This is a genomic window from Allosphingosinicella vermicomposti, assembly GCF_003012815.1.
GTDB lineage: Bacteria > Pseudomonadota > Alphaproteobacteria > Sphingomonadales > Sphingomonadaceae > Allosphingosinicella > Allosphingosinicella vermicomposti.
On record NZ_PXYJ01000001.1, the window covers coordinates 830,598 to 853,275 of the forward strand.

Consider the following 22,678-nt stretch of genomic DNA (forward strand, 5'->3'; position numbering starts at 1 on the left):
CGCGGGCACGCTCAATTGGCGGCAACCCATGAACCGAGAGGATTCCCGATGAAAGTCACGATCTCCGCTGCCTCCGCCGCGGCCATTGCTGCCTGCCTGGCGTTCAGCGCGCCTGCCGCAGCACAAAATCAAACCCCGGCCCGGGCAGCGCCAGCTGCGGCGCTCACGGCTGCGGACGCCGATGCCTTCGTTGCGGCGGCGGAAAAGGAGCTTGGCGATTTTAGTGTGATCAGCGCGCGCGCCGCCTGGGTCAACAACACCTATATCACCGATGATACCGACGCGCTCTCCGCCTATTTCGGCACCATCGGCACGGAAAAGTCCGTTCGGCTCGCCAATGAGGCGGCGAAGTTCAACGATGTAAAGGGTCTCAGCTACGACACGCGCCGCAAGCTCGACATCCTTAAGGGCGGGCTCGTTCTTCCGGCGCCGACGACGGACGGGGCTGCCGCGGAGCTCAACGAGATTTCGACCCGCCTCAATTCCACCTACGGCAAAGGCCGTGGCACGCTGAATGGCGAGGTAAAGACCGGGAACGACCTCGAAGCCCTGATGGGCACGACGCGGGATCCGGAAGACCTGAAGGAAATGTGGACGAGCTGGCACACCAATGTCGGCACGCCGATGCGCGAGGATTATGCGCGCCTCGTTGAAATCGCGAACCAGGGCGCGAAGGAACTTGGCTTCAAGGATACGGGCGCCATGTGGCGTTCGGGCTATGACATGCCCGCCGACGAATTCGCGGCAATGATGGACAAATTGTGGGGCGAGGTGAAGCCGCTCTATGACGATCTCCATTGCTACGCGCGTACTAAGCTCAACGAAAAATATGGCGATGAGGTACAGGCGAAGACTGGCCCCATTCGTGCCGACCTCCTCGGCAACATGTGGGCTCAGGAATGGGGCAATATTTACGACATCGTCGCGCCGCAGGGTGCCGGAGATATCGGCTACGACTTGACCGACCTGCTGGTTGAAAACGGCTATGACGCGACGAAGATCGTGAAGACGGGCGAAGGGTTCTTCAGTTCGCTGGGCTTCGCCCCGCTTCCCGAAACCTTCTGGCAGCGTTCGATGATCACCGCCCCGCGTGACCGCGAAGTCGTCTGCCATGCCTCGGCCTGGGATCTCGACAATAAGGACGATCTGCGCATCAAAATGTGCACGAAGGTCAATGCCGCCGATTTCGTGACCGTCCACCACGAGCTTGGGCACAATTACTATCAGCGGGCTTATAATAAGCAGCCGTTCCTCTACCTCAACAGCGCGAATGATGGTTTCCACGAAGCGATCGGTGACACAATCGCGCTTTCGGTGACGCCGGAATATCTGACGCAGATCGGTCTTCTCGATAAATCGAAGGTGCCGTCGGCTGACAAGGATATCGGCCTGCTTCTCAACCAGGCGATGGATAAGGTTGCATTCCTGCCGTTCGGCCTGCTGGTCGACAAATGGCGGTGGGGCGTATTCGACGGCTCCATCACGCCCGTAAATTACAACAAGGCGTGGAACGACCTTCGTCTGCAATATCAGGGCATCGTGCCTCCGGTTGAGCGTACCGAGGCTCAATTCGATCCGGGCGCCAAATACCATATTCCTGGTAACACGCCTTATGCGCGCTACTTCCTCGCCCGTATCTTGCAGTTCCAATTCTATAAGGCGGCCTGCGATCAGGCCGGTTGGAAGGGCCCGCTTCACCGCTGCTCCTTCTATGGCAACAAGGACGTCGGAACGAAGCTGAACGCGATGCTTGAAATGGGCGCCTCGCGCCCTTGGCCGGAAGCGCTTCAAAGCTTCACCGGGACCAAGCAGATGTCCGGCAAGGCGATGCTCGAATATTTCCGCCCGCTGCAGACCTGGCTCAAGCGCCAGAACAAGGGCAAGAGCTGTGGCTGGTAAGGAAAACGGCTGACAAACGGGCTGTAAATGGTTAATTCAGATGGGGCGGGGCAGGGATGCGCCGCCCCTTCTTTATCAGCTGGAGAATGCCGCCGATGATCGCGGCCCGCATCGTAATTCTTTCTTCTCTCGCCCTTGCCACATCCGTCACCGCCGCGCCGCCGGTGTGGAATCCCAAGGCGCCCGAAAACCGGCAGCTTATCGCCGGATTCAATGCGGATACGGTGGGCGGCGTATTGCGATCTATCGGTGCGCGCTATCAGGCGGGCGGGACGGCGGCGGCACCGCGCCTCCTCGTCACCTTCCCGAATGGCCGGAAGGCGACCCTGCTGCTCAGTTCATGCGTTGGGGGAAGCTGCAAGGCATTGAGCATGCAGGCGTCCTGGACGAAAATCGCCAACACGCCGCAGCCACAGGTCGCAGACGCGATTGCCCGCTTCAATCACAAATATGCCTTTGCGAAGGTCTATTTATCGCCGGAAGGCAATCCATCCATGCAGCGTTATCTGACAGCGGACTATGGCTTCATTCGCGGTGACCTTGCCGTCAATTTCCTCGTTTTCGCGAGCCAGGCTGAAACCTTTGCAACCGAAGTGCTGGGACCGCTGGAAAAGAAGCGCTCTTCCTGAGTTAGCCGACATGGATGTCGGCTGCGTCCGGCTCCCTATAAGGTGTCGCCTCAAGAATCTCGATCATCGACGGGTCGTGACCGGTGATATTATTGTCGGTCAGGTCGTGAAGTTGACGCGGTTCGAAGGCTGAACGACGCGACATGGCGCGCCGACCAAGGATCAGTCCCGCCGCAGCCATTATCGCGCCGCCGGCGATTGCCGCAGTGGCGAGTGGGTGCATTTGTGCCTTTAGCGTTAAACTCCGGCGGCGGACATACTGGTCATGGCTGGATTCGATGTCGCCATCGCGGCGCGGTTCGAACAAATTGTCCTTGGTGCCGGCCGGTGGACGCCGGTCGATGCTTTGTAATTCTTCGCCAAAAAAGCGTTCCATGATTTTGTCCGTGCTGCGCGGGAAAATGTTCGCGAGCTTCGTCAGCACGATGCCCTGACCGCCAACGATCATGGCCCGTTTCGAATGTTCGGCGGCATGGCAGATCGCCTCCGCAGTGAGGCGCGGGTCGTAAACGGTAGGCGGGATGGCCGCAGGCTTGTCCATCTTGTTGCGGGCGTGATCGGGATAGGGGGTGTGCATGCCGGTCGGCTTGATCAAAGTTACGGAGATGGGCGCATTTTCCATCTCCAATTCCATGCGGAGCGCTTCGGTAAATCCCTGGACGGCGTGCTTCATCGCCGAATAGGCGCCCTGGACCGGGACCGAACGGTCGGACAGGATCGAGCCGACATTGATGATCGCTCCGCCCCGTTCGCGGAGGCGGCGGGCCGCGAGGAGTGAGGCATTGACGAGCCCGAAATAGCCGATGTCGAAGATTTGGCGATGCTCGCCCATCGTTGTGTCGTCGAGGCGGGCGAACATTGCGACTGCGGCGTTGTTGATCCAGGTGTCGAAGCCGCCAAATTCGCGTGTCGCAAGATCGGCGATCCTGTGCGGCGCGCCTTCGTCCGCCAAATCGGCGGCGAGGAAGGCGGCGCGACCGCCTTTGGCCCTGATCTCGCCGGTTATTTGCTGAAGCGCATCCTGATTGCGGGCAACGAGCACGACGGCGGCGCCGCGTTCAGCCGCCAGGAGAGCAGTTGCAAGACCGATGCCGCTCGACGCCCCGGTGACTACGATGACCTGTTCTTCGATGGGTTTAAGTCGCGCCGCCATTTTACTCTCCTCGATCTAGGGGGAGGAATGCGACCGGGACGCTGGAGTTGCTGGAAGACCGATGAGCAGAGGCGGAACGAAGCTAAAACGCCCTTCGTCTCGTTGCGAGCGTAGCGAAGCAATCCAGCGGCCACCGAATTTGGTGGCCGGATAGATTGCTTCGCTCTAATCTAAAGACAATTAAAGGCGTTCGGTGAGATAATCCGCGCTGCTGACGTTGAATGCACCGGGTTCCTCGACATTCAGCTGTTCGACGACGCCATCGTTGACGACCATCGAATAACGCTGTCCGCGCGTACCCATGCCGAATTTGGAGCCGTCCATGGTGAGGCCCACCGCTTTGGCGAAGTCGCCATTGCCGTCGGCGAGCATGGTGACTTTGTCGCCAACTTCGGCATTATTGCCCCATGCGCCCATAACGAAAGCGTCGTTGACGGCGGTACAGGCGATTTCGTCAACGCCCTTGCCCTTGATATCCTCCGCTTTTTCGATGAACCCTGGAAGGTGGCGGGCCGAGCAGGTGGGGGTGAAGGCGCCGGGAACCGAGAAAAGCGCGACACGACGGCCCGCGAAATAATCTTCGCTGCCAATTTGTTCGGGGCCATCCGGCGTGACTTTCGTAAGGGTCACGGACGGAATGCGATCGCCAACGGAAATGGTCATGAAACTGATCCTTTGATGTGAAGATAAAGCTGCAAATCGTTCCGGCCGCATAACAGGGCGGATCGCCCGCGAACAGGGGCGATGCGGTTTGGAAAACGGCAGGCCTGCGCCTATGTTCCGTATCATGGACGGGCCCATTTTTCTTGCAGGACAGTTCCTTCTTGCCATGCCGGGCATCGGCGATCCACGGTTCGACAAGGCTGTGCTCGCCATCTGCGCGCATGATGAAGATGGCGCGTTGGGTATCGGGCTGGGGCGCGTGATGCCGCGCATCCGCTTCCACGATCTCCTAGGCCAACTCGGCATCGATCCGGGCGACGCACCCAATGCGGTGATCCACCAGGGCGGACCGGTGGAGCCTCAGCGTGGCTTTGTCCTTCACTCATCCGATTGGGGCGGGGAGGGCACTGTCGATGTCGCTGGACGCTGGCGGCTTACCGGAACGCTCGATATTTTGAAGGCCATCGCAGCTGGAAAGGGTCCGACCCGATGGGTCTCCGCGCTCGGCTACGCCGGTTGGAGCGCCGGACAACTCGACGAGGAAATGACCCGCCATGGCTGGTTCTCGGTTCAGGGCGATGAAGCGCTGATGTTCGATTGCGGAGTGGATCAGCGCTGGGACCGCGGTTTTGCAAGCGCGGGTATCGACCCCCGATTGCTGACCAGCAGTTTCGGCACGGCTTAAATCCTGCTTCCGTTACCCGGCGAAAGCGGGGGGCTAGCGACGAAATTGCATCAAATGGTCCTGAGATCCCGGCTTTCGCCGGGATGACGGGGTGGGGCGTGAGGGGCATATAAAGATGTCTTTATATTTGCCTTGCGGCGCGTGCGCGGCTAGGAGCGCGCTCATGCTGGCCGCCCTCAAGCGGCCTTCCGTCATTTTAGGAGACCCATCGTGGCGACTCAGGCCCAGACCCGCTCGAATGATTATGTGATCAAGGATATCAGCCTCGCCGCTTTCGGCCGCAAGGAAATCGAAATCGCCGAAACCGAAATGCCGGGCTTGATGGCGCTCCGGGCCGAATATGGTGCGTCGAAGCTTTTGAAGGGTGCGCGCATCACCGGCTCGCTCCACATGACCATCCAGACGGCCGTGCTTATCGAGACGCTGACCGCGCTCGGCGCCGACGTGCGCTGGGCGTCGTGCAACATCTTCTCGACTCAGGACCACGCCGCCGCCGCAATCGCCGCGACCGGCGTTCCGGTTTTCGCCGTGAAGGGCGAAACGCTGGAAGAATATTGGGATTATGTCGTGCGCATCTTCGATTGGGGCCAGGACCAGGTCTGCAACATGATCCTCGACGATGGCGGCGATGCCACCATGTTCGCCCTCTGGGGCGCGCGCGTCGAAGCCGGTGAAGAGCTGTTCACCCCGACCAACGAGGAAGAGGAAATCTTCGCCGCGACGCTGAAGAAGTTCCTCGCCGAACGTCCCGGCTACCTCACCAAGACCGTGCAGGCGATCAAGGGCGTGTCGGAAGAAACCACGACGGGCGTTCACCGCCTTTACGATCTCGCCAAGAAGGGCAAGCTCCCTTTCCCGGCGATCAACGTCAACGACAGCGTGACCAAGTCGAAGTTCGACAATCTCTATGGCTGCAAGGAAAGCCTCGTCGACGCCATCCGCCGCGCCACCGACGTGATGCTTGCCGGCAAAGTTGCGGTCGTCGCGGGCTTCGGCGATGTCGGCAAGGGGTCGGCCCAGTCGCTCCGTAACGGCGGCGCCCGCGTTCTGGTCACCGAAATCGACCCGATCTGCGCACTACAGGCGGCGATGGAAGGCTTTGAAGTCGTGACGATGGAAGAGGCGACCAAGCGCGCCGACATCTTCGTCACCGCGACGGGCAATGCCGACGTCATCACGCTCGATCACATGCGCGCGATGAAGAATATGGCGATCGTCTGCAACATCGGCCACTTCGACAGCGAGATTCAGATCGGCGCGCTCAGCAACATGAAATGGACCGAGATCAAGCCGCAGGTCGACGAAGTCGAATTTCCGGACGGCAAGAAGATCATCGTCCTTTCGAAGGGCCGCCTCGTCAACCTCGGCAACGCCACCGGCCACCCGAGCTTCGTGATGAGCAGCAGCTTCACGAACCAGGTGATTGCCCAGATCGAACTGTGGACGAGCTCTGACAAGTATAAGAACGACGTCTACGTGCTTCCCAAGCACCTCGACGAAAAGGTCGCCGCCCTCCACCTCGAAAAGCTCGGCGTCAAACTCACGACCCTGACGCAGCAACAGGCTGATTATATCGGCGTGCCGGTTGAAGGCCCGTTCAAGCCGGATCACTATCGTTACTGATTTCCGGCTCACTTCATGGTTGTGGAATCGGCCGTGACATTCGCTAAGAAAAAGGCGGGGTGGCTTAGCCATTCCGCCTTTTTCTTTGCCGGTCACGTCGACCGTTGCTGTGGCCGGATTTCCTTTTATGCTTGGACCGGGCCCGGTGTTGGCCGTTTGCTGTATTTTGAAGGGGCGGACCGATCAGTTTTTCATCGTCGACCCTGACATTTTTTGGCGCGGCCACCGGCATCTGGCTCGCTGGGCTCTCCTGGCTGACCTATCGCGGCGCGCGGGGCGCTGCCATCGCCGCTGGTTCCGAGCAACAAGCGCTGTCGGCATTTGCGCTGCTCGCTAACGGTCCCGCTCTACCAGTTATCGTCACTGCCAAAGGTGAACTCGATGCCAGCCGGGCGTTTGAAGAGCGCCTGGGCATCCACGGCAGTGGCGCGATGCGACTGGAAGAGATCGATGCCGAGCTCGCCGAAGAGGCTGACGCAATCCGGCGGTCCGGCGGCGCATTCACCAGGATCATCAGGCCGATCACAACCTCCCGCGTGTTTCTCGTCAAGGCTGGGCCGGCGCCGCATCCTTATCCGGTCGGAACGCAGCTTCTGTGGTTTATCGACATCACGGAAAGCGAACGGAAGATGGAGGCGCTGCATGGGCAGAATCAGCGGCTCTCCGGGACGCTCGATGCCCTTTCCGCGCTGATCGAGGCGGCGCCGTTTCCGATGTGGTATCGGGGCCCCGACCTTCGCCTTGCCATGGTGAACGGCGCTTATGTTGCCGCTGTCGAGGCGCCGGATGCCCTGACGGCAGTGCAATCGGGTCTAGAACTGGTTGACGAAACGGACGGGCGGAGCCCGCTCAGTCAGGCCGCGTCGGTTCGCGAAAAGGGTGAGGCGGTGGCACGGACTGTTCCCGCGACCGTTGCCGGGCAGAGACGCATGATGCGGGTCGTCGAATTGCCACTCGGCGAAACGGGTGTCGCGGGCTATGCGATCGATGTCGAAGAACGCGAACAGGCGCGCGCCGACCTTGCCCGCTTTGCACGGACGCAGCGCGATCTGCTCGATCGGCTGTCTGCAGGTGTGGTTCAATTCGGGCGGGATAGAAGCCTCACTTTCTACAATCAGCCGTTTGCGCGTTTGTTCAATCTCCCCATCGATTGGCTGGCCGAGCGGCCGGAATTCGACCGCGTGCTCGACCGTATGCGCGAAAACAGGCAGCTTCCCGAGGTGCGAGATTACCCGCAGTGGAAGGAAGAGCATCGGGCCTGGTTCATTGCGGGCGTCTCTGCGGAGGAAGAGGATTGGCTGCTGCCGGGGGGGCGGCACTTGCGCGTCGTCGCGCAGCCGCTGCCTGATGGAGGCCTGCTGCTGATCTTCGAGGATCGGACCGAGCAGATCCAGCTCGCCAGCGCGCGCGACACATTGCTACGCGTCCGAACCGCCACGTTTGACAATCTGTTCGAGGCAGTGGGCGTATTCGCGTCCGACGGGCGGCTCCAATTGTGGAACAATCGCTTCCGCGAGGTCTGGCACCTGGAGGAGGAGGAACTCGTTGCTCATCCGCGCATCGACGCGCTCGCCAACCGGCTTGGCAAGAGGCTGAAAAACCGCAGCCAAGCCTCGCTTATTCGCGAAATGGTGCGAAGCGCGACAGTGGAGCGCAAGCAGCGCACCGGCAATGTCCAGCTGACCGGTGGCCGCGACTTTGAATTCGCCGCCGTTCCGCTGCCGGACGGCAATGCGCTTTTCACCATGATCGACGTCACGGACAGCCGCACGATCGAAGCGGCATTGCGCGAGAGGAACGAGGCGCTGGTCGAGGCGGACAAGCTCAAGACGGCCTTTGTCTCGAACATGAGCTACGAGCTGCGCACGCCGCTGACCTCCATTGCCGGATTTACCGAGATGCTGGCGAACGGCTATGCGGGCGAACTGTCCGCATCGGCGCATGATTATGTGCGGGCAATTCTCGATTCCGTATCGCGCTTGTCGAGCCTGATCGACAATGTGCTGGACCTCACGCAGAGCGATACAGGCGGCCTCTTGCTGGCCGAGGATCAGGTGGACCTGGAGCATATCTGCGCCGCCTCCGCCGAGGGCGTGCGTGCGGCCGCGGAGCGTAAGGCGATCATCTTCGACATCGTGATCGATCCTTCGGCGGGCAAGGTGGCGGGGGACCAGAGGCGCCTGCGGCAGGCGCTGGACAATATCCTCACCAATGCGGTGGGCTATACCGATCTTGGCGGCAAGGTGAGCCTGCGGGCCGAGGGCAATGGGAAGAGCGCGACGATCATCGTTACCGACAATGGCCGGGGGATCGCAACCGCGGATCGTGACCGCGTGTTCGACCGCTTCCACCGTACGGGCGCAGCGATGGGCGAGGGGGATTCGGCGCTCGGCCTCGGCCTGCCGCTCGCCAAGCAGTTTATCGAAGCTCATGGCGGCCAGATCACGCTGGAATCTGAACTTGGCGCCGGAACGAAGGTCACCATTCACATTCCGCGCTCGGGGGAGGCGGCATGATCCGCCTGACCGGCGAGGCCGAAACCGAAGCCTTGGGGCGTGCATTGGCCGCGCGGTTGCAGCCGGGCGAGGTTGTCGCGCTTCATGGCGATCTTGGGGCGGGCAAGACCAGCCTGGCGCGCGGCATCCTGCGCGGCCTTGGTTTCGAAGGCGATGTCGCGAGCCCGACCTTTCCGATCATCCAGGTTTATGAGGCGCCGGACGTCCGCATTCCTGTCTGGCATATCGACCTCTACCGGATCGAGGATGAGAGCGAGCTCGAGGAACTGGCGTTGGACGATGCGCGCTGGGACACGGCATTGATCGTCGAATGGCCCGAGCGGCTTGGCGCGGCGCTTTGGCCTGACAGCCTGCAATTGTTTCTCGAACGCGACGGAGAGGGCGCGCGCGCCTTGACAGCCCAGGTGCCGCCCGCTTGGAAAGACAGATGGCCGCTTCCATGATTCCGCCGCAATCCGCGCCCGCTTTCCTCGCCGCTCACGGATGGGAAGGGGCGGATATCCGCCCGCTTGCCGGCGACGCGTCCTTCCGCCGCTATTTTCGCGTGCATTTGGGAGAGAACACGGCGGTGCTGATGGACGCGCCGCCAGAGCACGAGGATGTGGGGCCGTTTCTCTCCGTGGCGGGGCATCTTCTCGATCGGGGCTTCCTGCCGCCGCGCCCGCTTGCAGTGGATCGCGAGAGGGGGCTGCTCCTTCTCGAGGACTTCGGCGATCACCGCGTCGGCCCGCTGCTTCTGCGCGAACCGGAACGCGAGGAAGCAATTTACGAAGCGGCGGTCGATATCCTGGCCCAGTTGGTTTCGACGCCCGCACCCGGCGACATCCCGCCTTATGATGAAGCCGCTATGGCGCGGGAGGTCGCGCTGTTCCCGGAATGGTATGCGCCCGCGCTCGATATGAACCTCGACGAGGAAGGGTATCGGGCCGCCTGGGCAGAGGCATGGGCCGATGTGGCGCGGGACGTCGCGGCGCGCCCCGTCCTCGTGCTTCGCGACTATCATGCCGACAATCTGATGGTGCTCGAGGGGCGCCGCGAGCTTGGCCTGCTCGATTTCCAGGATGCGCTTGCCGGTCATGCGGCCTACGACCTCGTTTCGCTGCTTCAGGACGCCCGCCGCGACGTTGCGCCCGATCTTGAAGAGCGGATGTTGGCCCGCTTCGTGAAGGCGGCGGGCATTTCCGACGCGGCTCGCTTCCGTGCCCATTATGAAGTGCTCGGCGCACAGCGGAACACCAAGATCCTTGGCATCTTCACACGCCTGTGGAAGCGGGACGGCAAGGCCCATTATCTCGATTTCCAGCCGCGCGTCTGGGGCTATCTTGAGCGCAACCTTGCGCATCCTGCGCTGATCCCAATCAAGGCGTGGTTCGATGCGAACGTGCCATCCGACAAGCGCGCCGCCGCCTGGGAGGGGGGCGAACGATGACGCTGAAGCCGCCGCTCTCGCTTCGGCCCGACCCTGAAGGGAGGGTGCCGCGGACCGCGATGGTCATGGCGGCGGGGCTCGGCAAGAGAATGCGTCCGCTGACCGCGACCCGGCCCAAGCCGTTGGTCGAAGTCGCAGGCAAGCCGCTCATCGATCATTGCTTCGATCGCCTGCGTGCAAGCGGGGTCGAAAAGGCGGTGGTCAATGTACATTATCTCGCGGATGCGCTCGAAGCGCATTTGAAGAACCGCGTGCAAGGCATTGAAATAGCGGTGTCCGATGAGCGCGATCAGCTGCTCGAAACGGGCGGAGGACTGGTTCGCGCGCTGCCGTTGATCGACGCCGATCCCTTCCTGGCCGTCAATTCCGACAATTTGTGGATCGACGGCCCTGTCGACACGCTGCGCCTGCTCGCCTCCCATTGGGATGCGGAGCATATGGACGCGCTTTTGCTGCTGGTCCCCTTCGCCCGGGCGAATTGCCATGGTGGGCAGGGTGACTTCCATATGGATGCCGCAGGCCGGGTTCGCCGCCGCAAAGCCGGAACCGTGGCGCCCTTCGTTTATACGGGCATCCAGATGCTGGCGAAGAGACTGATCGCGGATACTCCGGATGGGCCTTTCTCAACCAATATCCTGTGGGACAGGGCGATTGCGGAAGGACGATGCTTCGGCGCGGTTCATCAGGGGCTTTGGTTTGATGTCGGCACTCCGCAGGCGGTGAAGATCACGGAATCCCTTCTTTCCAATGAGTGACGGGGCGATGGGCGCCGCCGTGGAGCGTGAAAGAGAGGCGGCCTCTCGGCTTCGCCTGAATCTCTTCACGATTCCGCCGCACCGCGCCTTTGCCGATGCATTGGCGGCGGGCCTCATCGCCCGGTTTGGACAGTCGCCCACGGGGCTAGCCCACGGCGTCATCCTCCTTCCCAGCAATCGCGCGGTGCGCGCGGTGTCGGATGCCTTCGTACGGCAATCGGGCGGCGGGCTACTTTTGCCCCGTCTGGTGCCGATCGGCGATCCCGATCTCGACGAACGAATTGGCGGCGCGCTCGAAGGCATGGACGCGCCGGTGCCGCCAGCCGTCGCCCCCATGCGGCGGCTGATGATCCTCGCCCGCCTCGTCACCCAACATGTGCCCGGCACCGATCCAGCAGAGGCATTTCGCCTTGCGGCGGACCTTGGCCGCACGCTTGATCAATTGTTGGTCGAGGAGGTCGATCCGGCCCGCCTCGCGGGCGCGGCTGACGTGGAGCCGGACCTGTCCGCCCATTGGCAGGTGTCACTCGATCGGCTCAGGGTTATTCTGAAAGAGTGGCCGGAATATATTCTAAAATCAGGCGAAATAGAACTTGCCGATCGCCGCAACCGGTTGCTCGCCACGGTCGCGCGGCAGTGGCGCAAGGCGCCGCCGGATGGCTTCGTGGTTGCTGCGGGCATCACCACGACAGCGCCCGCCATTGCCCGGCTGCTTCGCGTAGTATCGAGCCTCGATCGCGGCATGGTCGTCTTTCCGGGCCTTGATGCCGCGATGCCTGAGGAGGAGTGGACCGCGTTGGGCGGCGCGGAGGATGGGAGCCGTCCGATCGAAACCCATCCGCAATATCAGCTAAAGCTTCTCCTCGACCGCATGGGCGCACACCGGGACGAAGTGAAAATTTGGCGCCATAGCGGCGGCCACGATGCGCCCGCCGCGCGCAGCAGGGCCATCGCCAATGCCATGGCCCCCGCTTACGCTACGGGCAAATGGAACGATCTGCCGCCCGCCGAACGTCGATTGTCGGGCGTCCGTGCCGCCATATTCACCGATCCCGCCGAGGAAGCGCAGGGCATCGCCATCCTTCTGCGCGAGGCGGTGGAAACGGAAGGAAGAACGGCGGCGCTCGTTACGCCCGATCGCCTCCTTGCGCGGCGTGTATCCGCTCATCTTGAACGGTGGGGTATCGTCGCCGACGACAGCGCCGGGCGCCCGCTCTCCGAAACGCCCCCGGGCACCTTGCTCCTTGCGTTGGCGACGGCGGCTGCCGAACGCTTCGCGCCCGTGCCGCTTCTTGCTCTGCTCAAGCATCCTCTGGTGCGGAAAGGTGAGGAGCGCGCGGCGTGGCTGGACGGCGTGCGGCTGCTCGACCTCGCGCTGCGCGGGCCGCGTCCTCCAGCGGGGCTTCACGCTATCGCGGATTTTCTGGAAAAGGGCGACAAACGCACGCGCGATCTTCGTATGCTCGCCCTCGCGTGGTGGCGCACAGTCCTGCCGCTGCTCGAGCCGTTCGAACATCGTAGCGAGGGGGGGCGACTGTCCGATGGTTTGGCGGCAATTCGCGAAGCCGCGACCCGGTTAGCGGGTGATGCAGCATGGTCAGGCCCGGCGGGCCGCGCCGCCGCCGATCTGTTGGCAGAAGCGGAAGCGCAGGCCGAAGCGGGCCCTGACGCGGTCGACCGGCGCGCTATGCCCGCCATTCTTGGCCAGCTTCTGTCCGGCGAAGCGGTGCGACCGCCTTATGGTCAGCATCCCCGCATCTTCATCTGGGGCCTCATCGAGGCGCGATTGCAGCATGCCGACCTGATGATATTGAGCGGGCTCAACGAAGGCACCTGGCCCGCCTTGCCGTCGCCCGATCCCTGGCTCGCGCCGCGCATTCGCGCCGATCTCGGCCTGCCAGGGTTGGAGCGGCGCATCGGGCTTGCCGCGCACGATTTTGCGAGCGCGCTTGGAGCGCCGCAGGTAATCGTCACCCGCGCCAGCCGCGACGCGCGCGCGCCCGCCGTCGCGTCGCGTTTTTGGCTCCGGCTGGAGGCAATGACCGGCGGTATGACCCGCGCGCCGCTCGCCCAGCGTTGGGCACGCGCGATCGACCGGCCAGAGGCGCATCGTCCTGCCGATCGCCCCGCGCCGCGTCCGCCGGTCAAGGACCGTCCGCAGTCGCTTTCGGTGACGGATGTGGACCGTCTGAAGGCCGACCCCTTCGCTTTCTATGCCCGTTCGATGCTCAGGCTTTCCGCAATCGAGGATGTCGATGCAGACCCCGGCGCGGCATGGCGGGGAACGGCGGTCCATGCAATCCTGGAAGCCTGGGCGAAGGAGGATGGCTGCGATCCCGCGCGTCTTCGCCTCCGCGCCGAGGCCCTGCTCAAGGATCAGGCGGCACGTCCGCTGATGCAGGCGCTGTGGGAGCCGCGCCTGCTCGAAGCCATTGACTGGATCGCCGAGGAAGTGACCCGGCTGGCTGCGGAAGGACGGCGACCGATCGCCGCCGAGCATCGCGGATCGATAGAGTTCGACGGCATCACTTTGCGCGGTATCGCAGACCGGATCGATCGCGCCGCCGATGGCAGCCTTGTCATCGTCGACTATAAGACGGGCATGCCTCCCCGGTCCAAGGCGGTAGCGGAAGGCTATGCAATGCAGCTTGGACTCCTGGGCCTCATCGCCGAGCGTGGCGGCTTTGGAGAGGCCTCGGGAAGGCCCCTAGGGTTCGAATATTGGTCGCTCGCGAAGAAGGCCGGGACGATCGGCCATGTCGCGAGCCCGGTGGGCGGACGGAGTGCCATCGATCCCGCCGATTTCACCACGCTCGCCGCGCGCCAGATCGCCGACGCGATATCGGAATGGCTGACCGGCGACGCGCCCTTCACGGCGAAGCTTCACCCGGAATATGCACCTTATGGCGATTATGACCAGCTGATGCGTCTCGACGAATGGTATGGTCGGGAGGACTGAAGTTGGATAGTCTGCGGTAGCTGCTAACCGATCGGATCGTCGATCGATGTGGGCGGCGTCGAGAACCAGCGCGGTCCGCCTTCCGCCATGTAGAAACAATCCTCGATCCTGACGCCGAACTTGCCCCGGAAGTAGAGGCCCGGTTCGTTGGAAAAGCACATGCCAGCGGCAAGCGGCGTCGTTTCGCCGTGCACGAGGTTAACCGGCTCGTGCCCCTCCAGCCCGATGCCGTGACCTGTGCGGTGGGAAAGGCCGGGAAGGGCATAACGCGGGCCGTAGCCGATGCTCTCGTACCATCCGCGAACGGCATCATCGACGCTTCCAGCGGGCCGGCCGATCTGCGCGGCTTCATAGGCGATGGCCTGGCCGCGGCGGACATGTTCCCACACCGTCCTTTGCTCCTTGCTCGGCGTGCCGAAAACGAAAGTGCGCGACACGTCGGCCTGATAACCATGGACGGTGCAGCCGCAATCCATCAGGACGATGCCGCCCTCAACGACCTTTTGCGGCTTGTCCGACCCATGGGGATAGGCTGCAGCGTCGTTCAGGAGGACGAGCGCGAATTCCGGATTGGCACCGCGTTCCCGCATGGCTGCGGTCATCAGGGCCGAAACCTCGCGTGACGTCATGCCTGCAACCACCTTTTTGTGGACGTCGTGATAGGCGGCGAGCGTGATGTCGCTCGCGACCTGCATCAGCGCGAGTTCGGCAGGCGACTTGATCATCCGGCAGGCGCGCACGACTGGTGCGCCCGGGACAATCGTTGCGTCCGGCAAGGCGCGGCCGAGGCCGTCGCTCGCAAAGAAGCGCACACTTCCCTCGATCCCGATCCGGCCGGTTCCGAGCTTGCGATCCCTCAGCCAACCCGCGACAAGGGCGATCGGATCTTCATCTTCTTGCCACACCCGCACATCGCCGGGCACGCCGAGGCTCTCCTGAATAGATGATTCCTCGAAGAACGGCGTGACGATACCAATCTCGCCCTCGAGGGGAATGATCGCCGCGGTGAGGCGCTCGCTGCGCCACCACTGGATGCCGGTGAAATAAACGAGCGAGGCCCCCGGTTCGATGAGGAGCGCGGACATGCCTTGCTCGCGCATCAGCCGCTGAGCCTTAGCGATGCGCCGCAGCCGCTCTTCGCGGGTAATCGGAACTGCGCGGGCGGCAAGATTAGACGGGCCCGGATCGGCCGCCACTGCCATCGAAGGCGCCAACGCGCTGACCGCCAACGCGCCTCCAGTCTGCGCGAGAAATTGCCTGCGGTTCGCGATCATGGTCATAGTGTCTCCTGCAACCGCACTGTTAGGGTATCGCCCGTGCAAGGCAAGCTTCGCGCTCCGCTTGGCTGGAGCTTCGGGTTTTCCTATAGAAGCGCGATGGGCGGGAGCTTTCTTGATGTCCGGTAGATTAAGGCCGCTCGACCGCTTGGAGGGCGATCAGCTCCGTGCGTCCCATCCCGCCGAACATGCGGCGCTGTCCGCCTCGGCGGGAACCGGCAAAACCCATGTGCTGACCGCTCGCGTGCTGCGCCTGTTGCTGCGCGGCGCCGATCCATCCTCTATCCTGTGCCTGACCTTTACGAAGGCGGGCGCGGCCGAAATGGCCGACCGTATTCATGCGCGGCTGGCCCATTGGGTGCGGCTCAAGGATGCGGACCTCGGCGTCGAGCTGATGGCGCTGGGCGAAGATCCGGGGCCCGAGGGGCGTGCACGGGCGCGCACCCTGTTTGCCCGTGTACTCGACGCGCGCGGCGGGGGGCTGCGTATCCAGACCATCCACGCTTTCGCCCAAGCCTTGCTCGCCGCTTTTCCGGCCGAAGCGGGGATGACACCCGGCTTCCGGCCCCTTGAGGGGCGTGAGGAGAAGCAATTGGCGCGGCAGGCGCTTGCCGATCTGCTCGTGCGCGCGGATGCTGGCGGCGACCTTGGCCTTATCCGCGACATGCAGGCATTGAGCCATCGCTTGGGGGAAAGCGGGGCGGAGGATTTCCTGACTCAATGCGCCCGCGCGCCTGATGCGATGGAGGCGCTCGGGCCTGCTCCCGGGATCGAGGCGCGGCTGCGAAGGGCCTTCGATCTTCCTTCCGGGGATATTGAAGAACGCATTGCAAGCCTTTGCGATAACGACACATTTGACTTAGGCTTGATTGACCGTATCTCGTCCGCAAACAGCATGTGGGGAACCGCGACCGGGCAGAGATGCTGCGCCGCGATCACCGCCTGGCGCGGCCGTACCGCCGCCGACCGTGCCGAGACCCTGAGCGAGCTGGCCGATGTCGTGCTTCGCAAGGATGGCGAGCCGCGTGCTATCACCGCCGGGCAGTTGAAGGCCGATGCCGATTACGAACGCCTCGCCGGCGACCTCGCCGAATGTTGCAAGGCGCTGATTGAAATGCGGGCCAAGGCGCGCCTCGTCACGTTGGTCGCGGCCGGGCTTCGCGCGGGGCAGGCCTTTGCCTTCGCTTATACCGATGCCAAACGCAGGGCGGGCGCGGTCGATTTCGATGATCTCATCCGCAAGGCCGAGGCATTGCTGCTCGAACCCGGCATGGGCGACTGGGTGCGCTTCAAGCTCGACCAGCGCACCGATCATGTGCTGATCGATGAAGCTCAGGACACAAACGAAAAGCAGTGGAACATCGTCCGCGCGCTTACCCTGGAATTCTTCGCGGGTGAGGGCGCGCGGGGCGGGGGGGATTACGATCCTCCCGGCCGCCGCACGATTTTCACCGTCGGCGACTACAAGCAGGCGATCTTCGGCTTCCAGGGTACGGATCCGCAGTCATTCGAAATCGCCCGTGCCTGGTTCGCCCGGGAAGCCGATGGGGTCGAAGCGCGCTTCCTCGACCTGTCGATCAGCCGCAGCTTCCGTTCATCGCCCGCCATCCTGTCCCTCGTCGACAATTGGCTGGAGGATTTCGGCCCCGCGCCGCTCGGCCTTCCCAGTCCGGCTGCCGAACATGAGAGCCACCATCGGCTCCGTGGCGGCTCCGTGACATTATGGGCTCCGTTCACCGCTGAAAGCCAGGCGGAGGTGGATGAAGGGGAGGAAGGCTGGATCGGCGATGCGGCCCGCCTCTACGCCGCCACCCTTGCCCGGCAGATCAAGACTTGGCTCGATGCCCCTTTCATGGTCGAAGCCAAGAAACGTCCGTTACGGCCGGAAGACATCCTCATCCTCGTCCGCCGCCGCAGTGAGCTAGCCGGATTGATCGTCGCGCGGCTCTACGCGGAAGGCGTCCCGGTTGCGGGCATCGACCGGCTGCTTCTCAACGCGCCGCTTGCCGTGCGCGATCTGGTCGCCGCGATCCGCTTCGCGCTCCAGCCGCTCGACGATCTCAACCTCGCCGGCCTGCTCGTGTCGCCCCTATTCGGCTGGTCGCAAGATGAGCTTTATGAAGTAGCGCACGGCCGGACGGGCGCGCTTTGGCCGCTGCTCCGGACAAGGACGGCTGCGAGCGGCAAGGCCGCCGAAACGCTTCAGGGTCTGCTCGCTATCCTTGCCATGGCCGATTATGCGACGCCGCACCAATTTCTCGAAACAATCCTGTCTGGCCCGATAGGGGGGCGGCGCAAGCTGATCGAGCGACTGGGCGCCGAAGCGCGCGATCCGATCGAACTGCTTCTCGCCAGCGCGCTCGATTTCGAGGGCAAGGGCGCTCTTTCGCTCCAGCACTTCCTCGACTGGTTCGCGCGCGGCGATGTCGAGGTCGTACGCGATCCCTCCGCCCCCTCCGATGCTGTACGGGTCATGACGGTTCATGGTTCGAAGGGCCTACAGGCGCCGCTCGTCATCCTCGCGGACGCAACGGTCGATCCGGCGCGCAAGCGGGAAAGCTTTGCGAACCTACCGCTGGAGAATGGCCTCAGCGTTCCTATCTTCCGCCCGCGAAAGGACGAATTGACCGAGCCGCTGCGATCGCAGGTCGAGGCCCGGGAAAGACGCGACCGCGAGGAGCATTGGCGCCTTCTTTACGTCGCGCTTACCCGCGCCGAGGAACGGCTTTATATCGGCGGCGCCCTCGGTCCCGCCGATCGCAACGGACCGCCGCAGGAAAGCTGGTATCGCGCAATCGAAAGCACGCTGGACCGGATGGGGGCGGCATGGGACGATGATCCGCTTTGGGGCAAGGCTCGCCTTCACGGCAGCGCCCCGCTTCCGGGCCGGAAGCCTGATCCGGTTGACCAGCGCGCCGACGCGCAACTTCCCGGCTGGCTCTATCGATCGCCCCCTCAAGAGGCCCGTCCACCCCGGCCGCTCGCACCCTCTGCCTTGGGAGACGATGATGTCGCCGATCCGCCGCCTTCGCCCGCCATGCGCCAGGCGGCGGAGCGCGGGCGGCTGCTCCACCAATTGTTCGAACGCTTGCCAGCCATTGCACCAGCTGAGCGAAAAGAGGTTGCCGACCAGTGGCTGCTGAAAGCGCGCGGTGTAGCGGATGAAGCCCTACGCGGCGCCCTGATCGACGCCGCCTGCACTGTGATCGACGACCCCCGCTTTCGCGAGCTGTTCGGACAAAACGCGCTTGCCGAGGCGCCGATCGCCGCCGTCCTTGGCGACGGATCGGTCATCTCGGGCACCACCGACCGCCTGCTCATCACCGAAAGCCGCATTCTGGTCGCCGATTTCAAGACGGGGAGAGCGGTGCCCCGCAGCCGAGATGCTATTCCCGTGCCGCATCTCCGGCAGATGGCGGCCTATGTCGCGGCCCTTGAAGTCGTTTTTCCTGATCGCGCCGTCGACGCGGCTTTGCTTTACACCGCAGGCCCCACCTTGTTCGCTCTTTCAGACGACGAGATTGGACGTTACCGGCCAATCGCGACTTGAGGCGGGCCACGCTCGGCCCTACATCGGCGCCAACACATTACGGAGATCATCATGGCGACCAAGACCGTTACCGACGCTTCCTTCCAGCAAGATGTGCTGGGCGCTTCCGAGCCCGTTCTCGTCGATTTCTGGGCGGAATGGTGTGGTCCGTGCAAGATGATCGCGCCGGCGCTTGAGGAAATCAGTAACGACCTCAATGGCAAGGTTACGATCGCGAAGATCAACATCGATGAAAATCCCGATGCCCCGGCCAAATATGGCGTGCGCGGCATCCCGACGATGATCCTCTTCAAGGACGGCCGGCCGGCTGCGACCAAGGTCGGCGCAGCACCCAAAGGCTCGATCCAGAATTGGTTGGAAGGCGAACTTTAAGCTTATCCTCACAGGTCACCCCGGCGAAAGCCGGGGTCTCCCAATGGAGAGGCGCATTCCCGGCATGAGATTCCGGCTCTCGCCGGAATGACATGGAGAGGGCCCTTCAATTGACTTGGTCCCTGCGCGATCCTACATCGCGCGGCAGCATTTCGCGGGGGCGTCCGCATGACGGACGCATGTGAAATCACACAATAGAATAGACAGGATCGCCCATGTTTGGCGGATTTGCCAAAGCCATTTTCGGATCGTCCAACGACCGCTACGTCCGCACTCTCCGCAAGATCGTCGACAAGATCAATGCGCTGGAGCCCGCCATCCAGGCGATGACCGACGATGAGCTGAAGGGACAAACAAGGCGTTTCCGCGAAAGGCATGATGCGGGCGAAAGCCTGGACGACCTGCTGCCCGAAGCCTTTGCCACGGTCCGTGAAGCGTCTGTCCGCGTGCTCGGCATGCGCCATTTCGATGTGCAGATGATCGGCGGCATGGCGCTTCATCGCGGCGAGATCGCCGAAATGCGTACGGGTGAGGGCAAGACGCTTGTCGCGACGCTCGCTACCTATCTGAACGCCATTCCCGGCAAGGGCGTCCACGTCGTTACCGTAAACGATTATCTCGCCCGCCGCGACGCGGAATGGATGGGCCAGGTTTATCGCTACCTCGGGCTTACGGTCGGCGTCATCGTGCCGAACCTTAGCGATATTCAGCGCCGCGACGCTTATAATAGCGACATCACCTACGCGACGAATAACGAGCTCGGCTTCGATTTCCTGCGTGACAATATGAAATATGACCGCGCCCAGATGGTGCAGCGGCCTTTCAACTACGCCATCGTCGACGAAGTAGACTCGATCCTTATCGATGAAGCGCGCACGCCGCTGATTATTTCCGGCCCCACGGATGACAAGTCGGAACTCTACAAGAGCGTCGATGCTATCGTTCGGCAGATGGTGCCGGACGATTACGAAGTCGACGAAAAGCAGAAATCGGTCGTGCTGACCGAAGACGGCACGGAAAAAATGGAACGCCTGCTGGAAGATGCGGGCCTTCTCGTTGGTGCCAACCTTTATGACTTTGAGAACACGCAGGTTGTCCATCACGTTAACCAGGCGCTGAAGGCCAATGTGATCTTCAAGCTCGACGTCGATTACCTTATCCACGAGGGTAAGGTCGTCATCATCGACGAATTTAACGGCCGCATGATGGAAGGTCGCCGCTGGTCCGATGGCTTGCACCAGGCGGTCGAGGCCAAGGAAGGCGTGACGATCGAGCCGGAAAACCAGACGCTCGCTTCGATTACTTTCCAGAATTATTTCCGCATGTATCCGAAACTGTCGGGCATGACCGGAACTGCGGCGACCGAAGCGCCGGAATTTTACGACATCTACAAGATGAACGTCGTGACCATCCCGACCAACGTTCCGGTGCAGCGGATCGACGAGGATGACGAATTCTACAAGAACGAAGCGGACAAATTCGCCGCCATCACTAAATCGGTGAAGGAAAAGCAGGCGCTTGGTCAGCCAATTCTGGTCGGCACCGTCTCTATTGATAAATCGAATGCACTTTCGAAATATTTCGCGGCTGAGGGCATCAAGCATAATGTCCTCAACGCCAAATATCACGAGCAGGAAGCCCACATCGTGGCCCAGGCCGGCCGCATCGGCGCGGTCACCATTGCCACCAATATGGCTGGTCGGGGCACCGACATCCAGCTCGGCGGCAACCTTGAGTTCCGCATGTCGGATGAACATGCCGCGCTGACGGCGGGCACGCCCGAATATGACGCGAAGGCGGAGGAAATCCGTGCCGAGATCGTGGCTGAAAAGCAGGCGGTGCTTGCGGCGGGTGGCCTCTTCGTCCTCGGCACCGAGCGGCATGAAAGCCGCCGGATCGACAATCAGCTGCGCGGCCGTTCGGGCCGTCAGGGTGATCCGGGCCTTAGCCGTTTCTACCTCAGTCTCGACGACGATTTGCTGCGCATCTTCGGTCCCCAGACGATGTTCGCGCGTCTGATGAACAAAAACCTGGAAGATGGCGAGGCGATCGTCAGCCCTTGGATTTCAAAGGCGATCGAAACCGCGCAGAAGAAGGTCGAAGCGCGCAATTACGACATCCGCAAGCAGGTCGTCGAATATGACGACGTGATGAACGATCAGCGTAAGGTGATCTACGAACAGCGCGCCGACATCATGGACGCCGACACGGTCGGTGACGTGGTGGAGGACATGCGCGCCGAAACGGTGAACGGCATCGTCGGGGAAACCTGCCCGCCCAATACCTATCCCGAACAGTGGGATGTCGCGACGCTCAAGGAACGGGTGCAGCACATCTTCGGCCTGACGCCACCGATCGACGATTGGGTTCAGGAAGAAGCCGTCGAACCGGAAATGCTGGTCGAGCGTCTCCTTGAACTCGCCAATCAGCAAATTGCTGGCAAGACGGCGGATCTGCCGCCTGAAACCTATGTTCAGGTCGAAAAGAGCATCCTCCTCCAGTCGCTTGACCATCACTGGAAGGAGCATCTGGGAATGCTCGACGCGCTTCGTCAGGTCGTCCACCTGCGCGCTTATGCGCAGAAGAAGCCGATCGACGAATATAAGCACGAAGCTTTCCAGATGTTCGAGCGCATGCTCGGCTCGATCCGCGAGGACGTCACGCGTTCACTCGCTTATGCGCAGTTCAACTGGACGCCCCCGGTCGAGCCGGCACTTCCGGACTTCGTGACGACCCACATCGATCCGATGACCGGTGACGACAATAGTGCTGACGTAGACGCGTCCACCGGCAACATCATGTCGCGTTTGCCGCCGATGCAGATGGCGCAGCCGGATATGCCCGAAGACACCAACGTTCAGGTGGCGATGACGGGCGAGGAACCGATCAGCCGCAACGCCCCATGCCCATGCGGATCGGGCCGCAAATACAAGCATTGCCACGGGGCGCTGTAATCAGATCGGGAAGTCATGCCGGTGAAACCGGCATCTCCCGGAAAAAGGGGCGTCGGTGCGCACACCGGCGCCCTTCTTTTATGATCGATCCAGCGCAGCCTTTACGAAGAGTGTGGCCTCTGGCTCATGCTACTTTCTGGAAAACAGCTAAAAAACGGAGTAAGGGTTTCGGAACGGCCCCGAACTGAACTTCGGGCCAATGCATGGGAACGGA

General features: G+C 62.5%; 15 protein-coding genes. 12 read left to right on the top strand and 3 right to left on the bottom strand.

Features of this window, described 5'->3' with window-relative positions; all coding sequences use genetic code 11:
* The first annotated feature begins 48 nt into the window (after positions 1-48).
* A complete protein-coding gene (locus C7I56_RS04115) occupies positions 49-1,899 on the top strand; it encodes a M2 family metallopeptidase (RefSeq protein ID WP_106639230.1) in 1,851 nt (616 codons plus the stop codon).
* Between the two features lie 86 nt (positions 1,900-1,985).
* Positions 1,986-2,528 (top strand): YbjN domain-containing protein, encoded by a 543-nt coding sequence (locus C7I56_RS04120; protein WP_158702990.1) that lies wholly within the window; start codon positions 1,986-1,988, stop codon positions 2,526-2,528.
* A 1-nt stretch (position 2,529) separates the two neighbouring features.
* Here C7I56_RS04120 and C7I56_RS04125 read toward each other — a convergent pair whose 3' ends face one another.
* Positions 2,530-3,681, bottom strand: coding sequence for an SDR family oxidoreductase (locus tag C7I56_RS04125; RefSeq protein WP_106639232.1), 1,152 nt, complete (start codon positions 3,679-3,681; stop codon positions 2,530-2,532).
* 180 nt (positions 3,682-3,861) lie between these two features.
* Positions 3,862-4,344, bottom strand: a complete 483-nt coding sequence (locus C7I56_RS04130; protein WP_106639233.1) for a peroxiredoxin — start codon at positions 4,342-4,344, stop codon at positions 3,862-3,864.
* 124 nt (positions 4,345-4,468) lie between these two features.
* Here C7I56_RS04130 and C7I56_RS04135 point away from each other — a divergent pair, with 124 nt between their 5' ends.
* The 7 genes from C7I56_RS04135 to addB all read left to right on the top strand — a co-directional run bounded on the left by C7I56_RS04135 (position 4,469) and on the right by addB (position 14,311).
* Positions 4,469-5,029 (top strand): YqgE/AlgH family protein, encoded by a 561-nt coding sequence (locus C7I56_RS04135; protein WP_106639633.1) that lies wholly within the window; start codon positions 4,469-4,471, stop codon positions 5,027-5,029.
* A gap of 210 nt (positions 5,030-5,239) precedes the next feature.
* Positions 5,240-6,652 (top strand): adenosylhomocysteinase, encoded by a 1,413-nt coding sequence (gene ahcY, locus C7I56_RS04140; RefSeq protein WP_106639234.1) that lies wholly within the window; start codon positions 5,240-5,242, stop codon positions 6,650-6,652.
* A 431-nt stretch (positions 6,653-7,083) separates the two neighbouring features.
* Positions 7,084-9,168 (top strand): PAS domain-containing sensor histidine kinase, encoded by a 2,085-nt coding sequence (locus C7I56_RS04145; RefSeq protein ID WP_245409578.1) that lies wholly within the window; start codon positions 7,084-7,086, stop codon positions 9,166-9,168.
* The gene (tsaE, locus tag C7I56_RS04150; protein WP_106639236.1) at positions 9,165-9,611 is read left to right on the top strand and encodes a tRNA (adenosine(37)-N6)-threonylcarbamoyltransferase complex ATPase subunit type 1 TsaE; all 447 of its coding nucleotides are present in this window, start codon (positions 9,165-9,167) and stop codon (positions 9,609-9,611) included. The genes C7I56_RS04145 and tsaE overlap by 4 nt, the downstream gene beginning before the upstream one ends.
* Entirely contained in the window at positions 9,608-10,597 is a 990-nt protein-coding gene (locus C7I56_RS04155) for an aminoglycoside phosphotransferase family protein (RefSeq protein ID WP_106639634.1), read from the top strand. Before tsaE ends, C7I56_RS04155 begins: the two co-directional genes overlap by 4 nt.
* Positions 10,594-11,352, top strand: a complete 759-nt coding sequence (locus C7I56_RS04160) for a nucleotidyltransferase family protein (RefSeq protein ID WP_106639237.1) — start codon at positions 10,594-10,596, stop codon at positions 11,350-11,352. Before C7I56_RS04155 ends, C7I56_RS04160 begins: the two co-directional genes overlap by 4 nt.
* Positions 11,345-14,311, top strand: a complete 2,967-nt coding sequence (addB, locus tag C7I56_RS04165; RefSeq protein ID WP_425352367.1) for a double-strand break repair protein AddB — start codon at positions 11,345-11,347, stop codon at positions 14,309-14,311. The genes C7I56_RS04160 and addB overlap by 8 nt, the downstream gene beginning before the upstream one ends.
* A 23-nt stretch (positions 14,312-14,334) precedes the next feature.
* Here the strand turns inward: addB and C7I56_RS04170 are convergent, their stop codons facing one another.
* A complete protein-coding gene (locus C7I56_RS04170; protein ID WP_425352375.1) occupies positions 14,335-15,585 on the bottom strand; it encodes a M24 family metallopeptidase in 1,251 nt (416 codons plus the stop codon).
* Positions 15,586-15,706: 121 nt separating this feature from the next.
* On the opposite strand from C7I56_RS04170, the gene addA reads away from it, so the two are divergent.
* The 3 genes from addA (at position 15,707) to secA (ending at position 22,464) form a co-directional block, all read left to right on the top strand.
* Positions 15,707-19,138, top strand: coding sequence for a double-strand break repair helicase AddA (addA, locus tag C7I56_RS04175; RefSeq protein ID WP_106639240.1), 3,432 nt, complete (start codon positions 15,707-15,709; stop codon positions 19,136-19,138).
* A 51-nt stretch (positions 19,139-19,189) separates the two neighbouring features.
* On the top strand, positions 19,190-19,510 hold the full coding sequence (trxA, locus tag C7I56_RS04180; protein WP_106639241.1) for a thioredoxin TrxA: 321 nt from the start codon (positions 19,190-19,192) through the stop codon (positions 19,508-19,510).
* A 215-nt stretch (positions 19,511-19,725) separates the two neighbouring features.
* The gene (secA, locus tag C7I56_RS04185) at positions 19,726-22,464 is read left to right on the top strand and encodes a preprotein translocase subunit SecA (protein ID WP_106639242.1); all 2,739 of its coding nucleotides are present in this window, start codon (positions 19,726-19,728) and stop codon (positions 22,462-22,464) included.
* Positions 22,465-22,678: the final 214 nt, after the last annotated feature.

Excerpts from the sequence above, each read along its gene's own strand:
- C7I56_RS04115 (WP_106639230.1), top strand. The coding sequence starts at position 49 with ATGAAAGTCACGATCTCCGCTGCCTCCGCCGCGGCCATTGCTGCCTGC.
- C7I56_RS04120 (WP_158702990.1), top strand. The coding sequence starts at position 1,986 with ATGCCGCCGATGATCGCGGCCCGCATCGTAATTCTTTCTTCTCTCGCC.
- C7I56_RS04125 (WP_106639232.1), bottom strand. The coding sequence starts at position 3,681 with ATGGCGGCGCGACTTAAACCCATCGAAGAACAGGTCATCGTAGTCACC.
- C7I56_RS04130 (WP_106639233.1), bottom strand. The coding sequence starts at position 4,344 with ATGACCATTTCCGTTGGCGATCGCATTCCGTCCGTGACCCTTACGAAA.
- C7I56_RS04135 (WP_106639633.1), top strand. The coding sequence starts at position 4,469 with ATGGACGGGCCCATTTTTCTTGCAGGACAGTTCCTTCTTGCCATGCCG.
- C7I56_RS04145 (WP_245409578.1), top strand. The coding sequence starts at position 7,084 with ATGCGACTGGAAGAGATCGATGCCGAGCTCGCCGAAGAGGCTGACGCA.
- tsaE (WP_106639236.1), top strand. The coding sequence starts at position 9,165 with ATGATCCGCCTGACCGGCGAGGCCGAAACCGAAGCCTTGGGGCGTGCA.
- C7I56_RS04155 (WP_106639634.1), top strand. The coding sequence starts at position 9,608 with ATGATTCCGCCGCAATCCGCGCCCGCTTTCCTCGCCGCTCACGGATGG.
- C7I56_RS04160 (WP_106639237.1), top strand. The coding sequence starts at position 10,594 with ATGACGCTGAAGCCGCCGCTCTCGCTTCGGCCCGACCCTGAAGGGAGG.
- addB (WP_425352367.1), top strand. The coding sequence starts at position 11,345 with ATGAGTGACGGGGCGATGGGCGCCGCCGTGGAGCGTGAAAGAGAGGCG.
- C7I56_RS04170 (WP_425352375.1), bottom strand. The coding sequence starts at position 15,585 with ATGATCGCGAACCGCAGGCAATTTCTCGCGCAGACTGGAGGCGCGTTG.
- addA (WP_106639240.1), top strand. The coding sequence starts at position 15,707 with ATGTCCGGTAGATTAAGGCCGCTCGACCGCTTGGAGGGCGATCAGCTC.
- trxA (WP_106639241.1), top strand. The coding sequence starts at position 19,190 with ATGGCGACCAAGACCGTTACCGACGCTTCCTTCCAGCAAGATGTGCTG.
- secA (WP_106639242.1), top strand. The coding sequence starts at position 19,726 with ATGTTTGGCGGATTTGCCAAAGCCATTTTCGGATCGTCCAACGACCGC.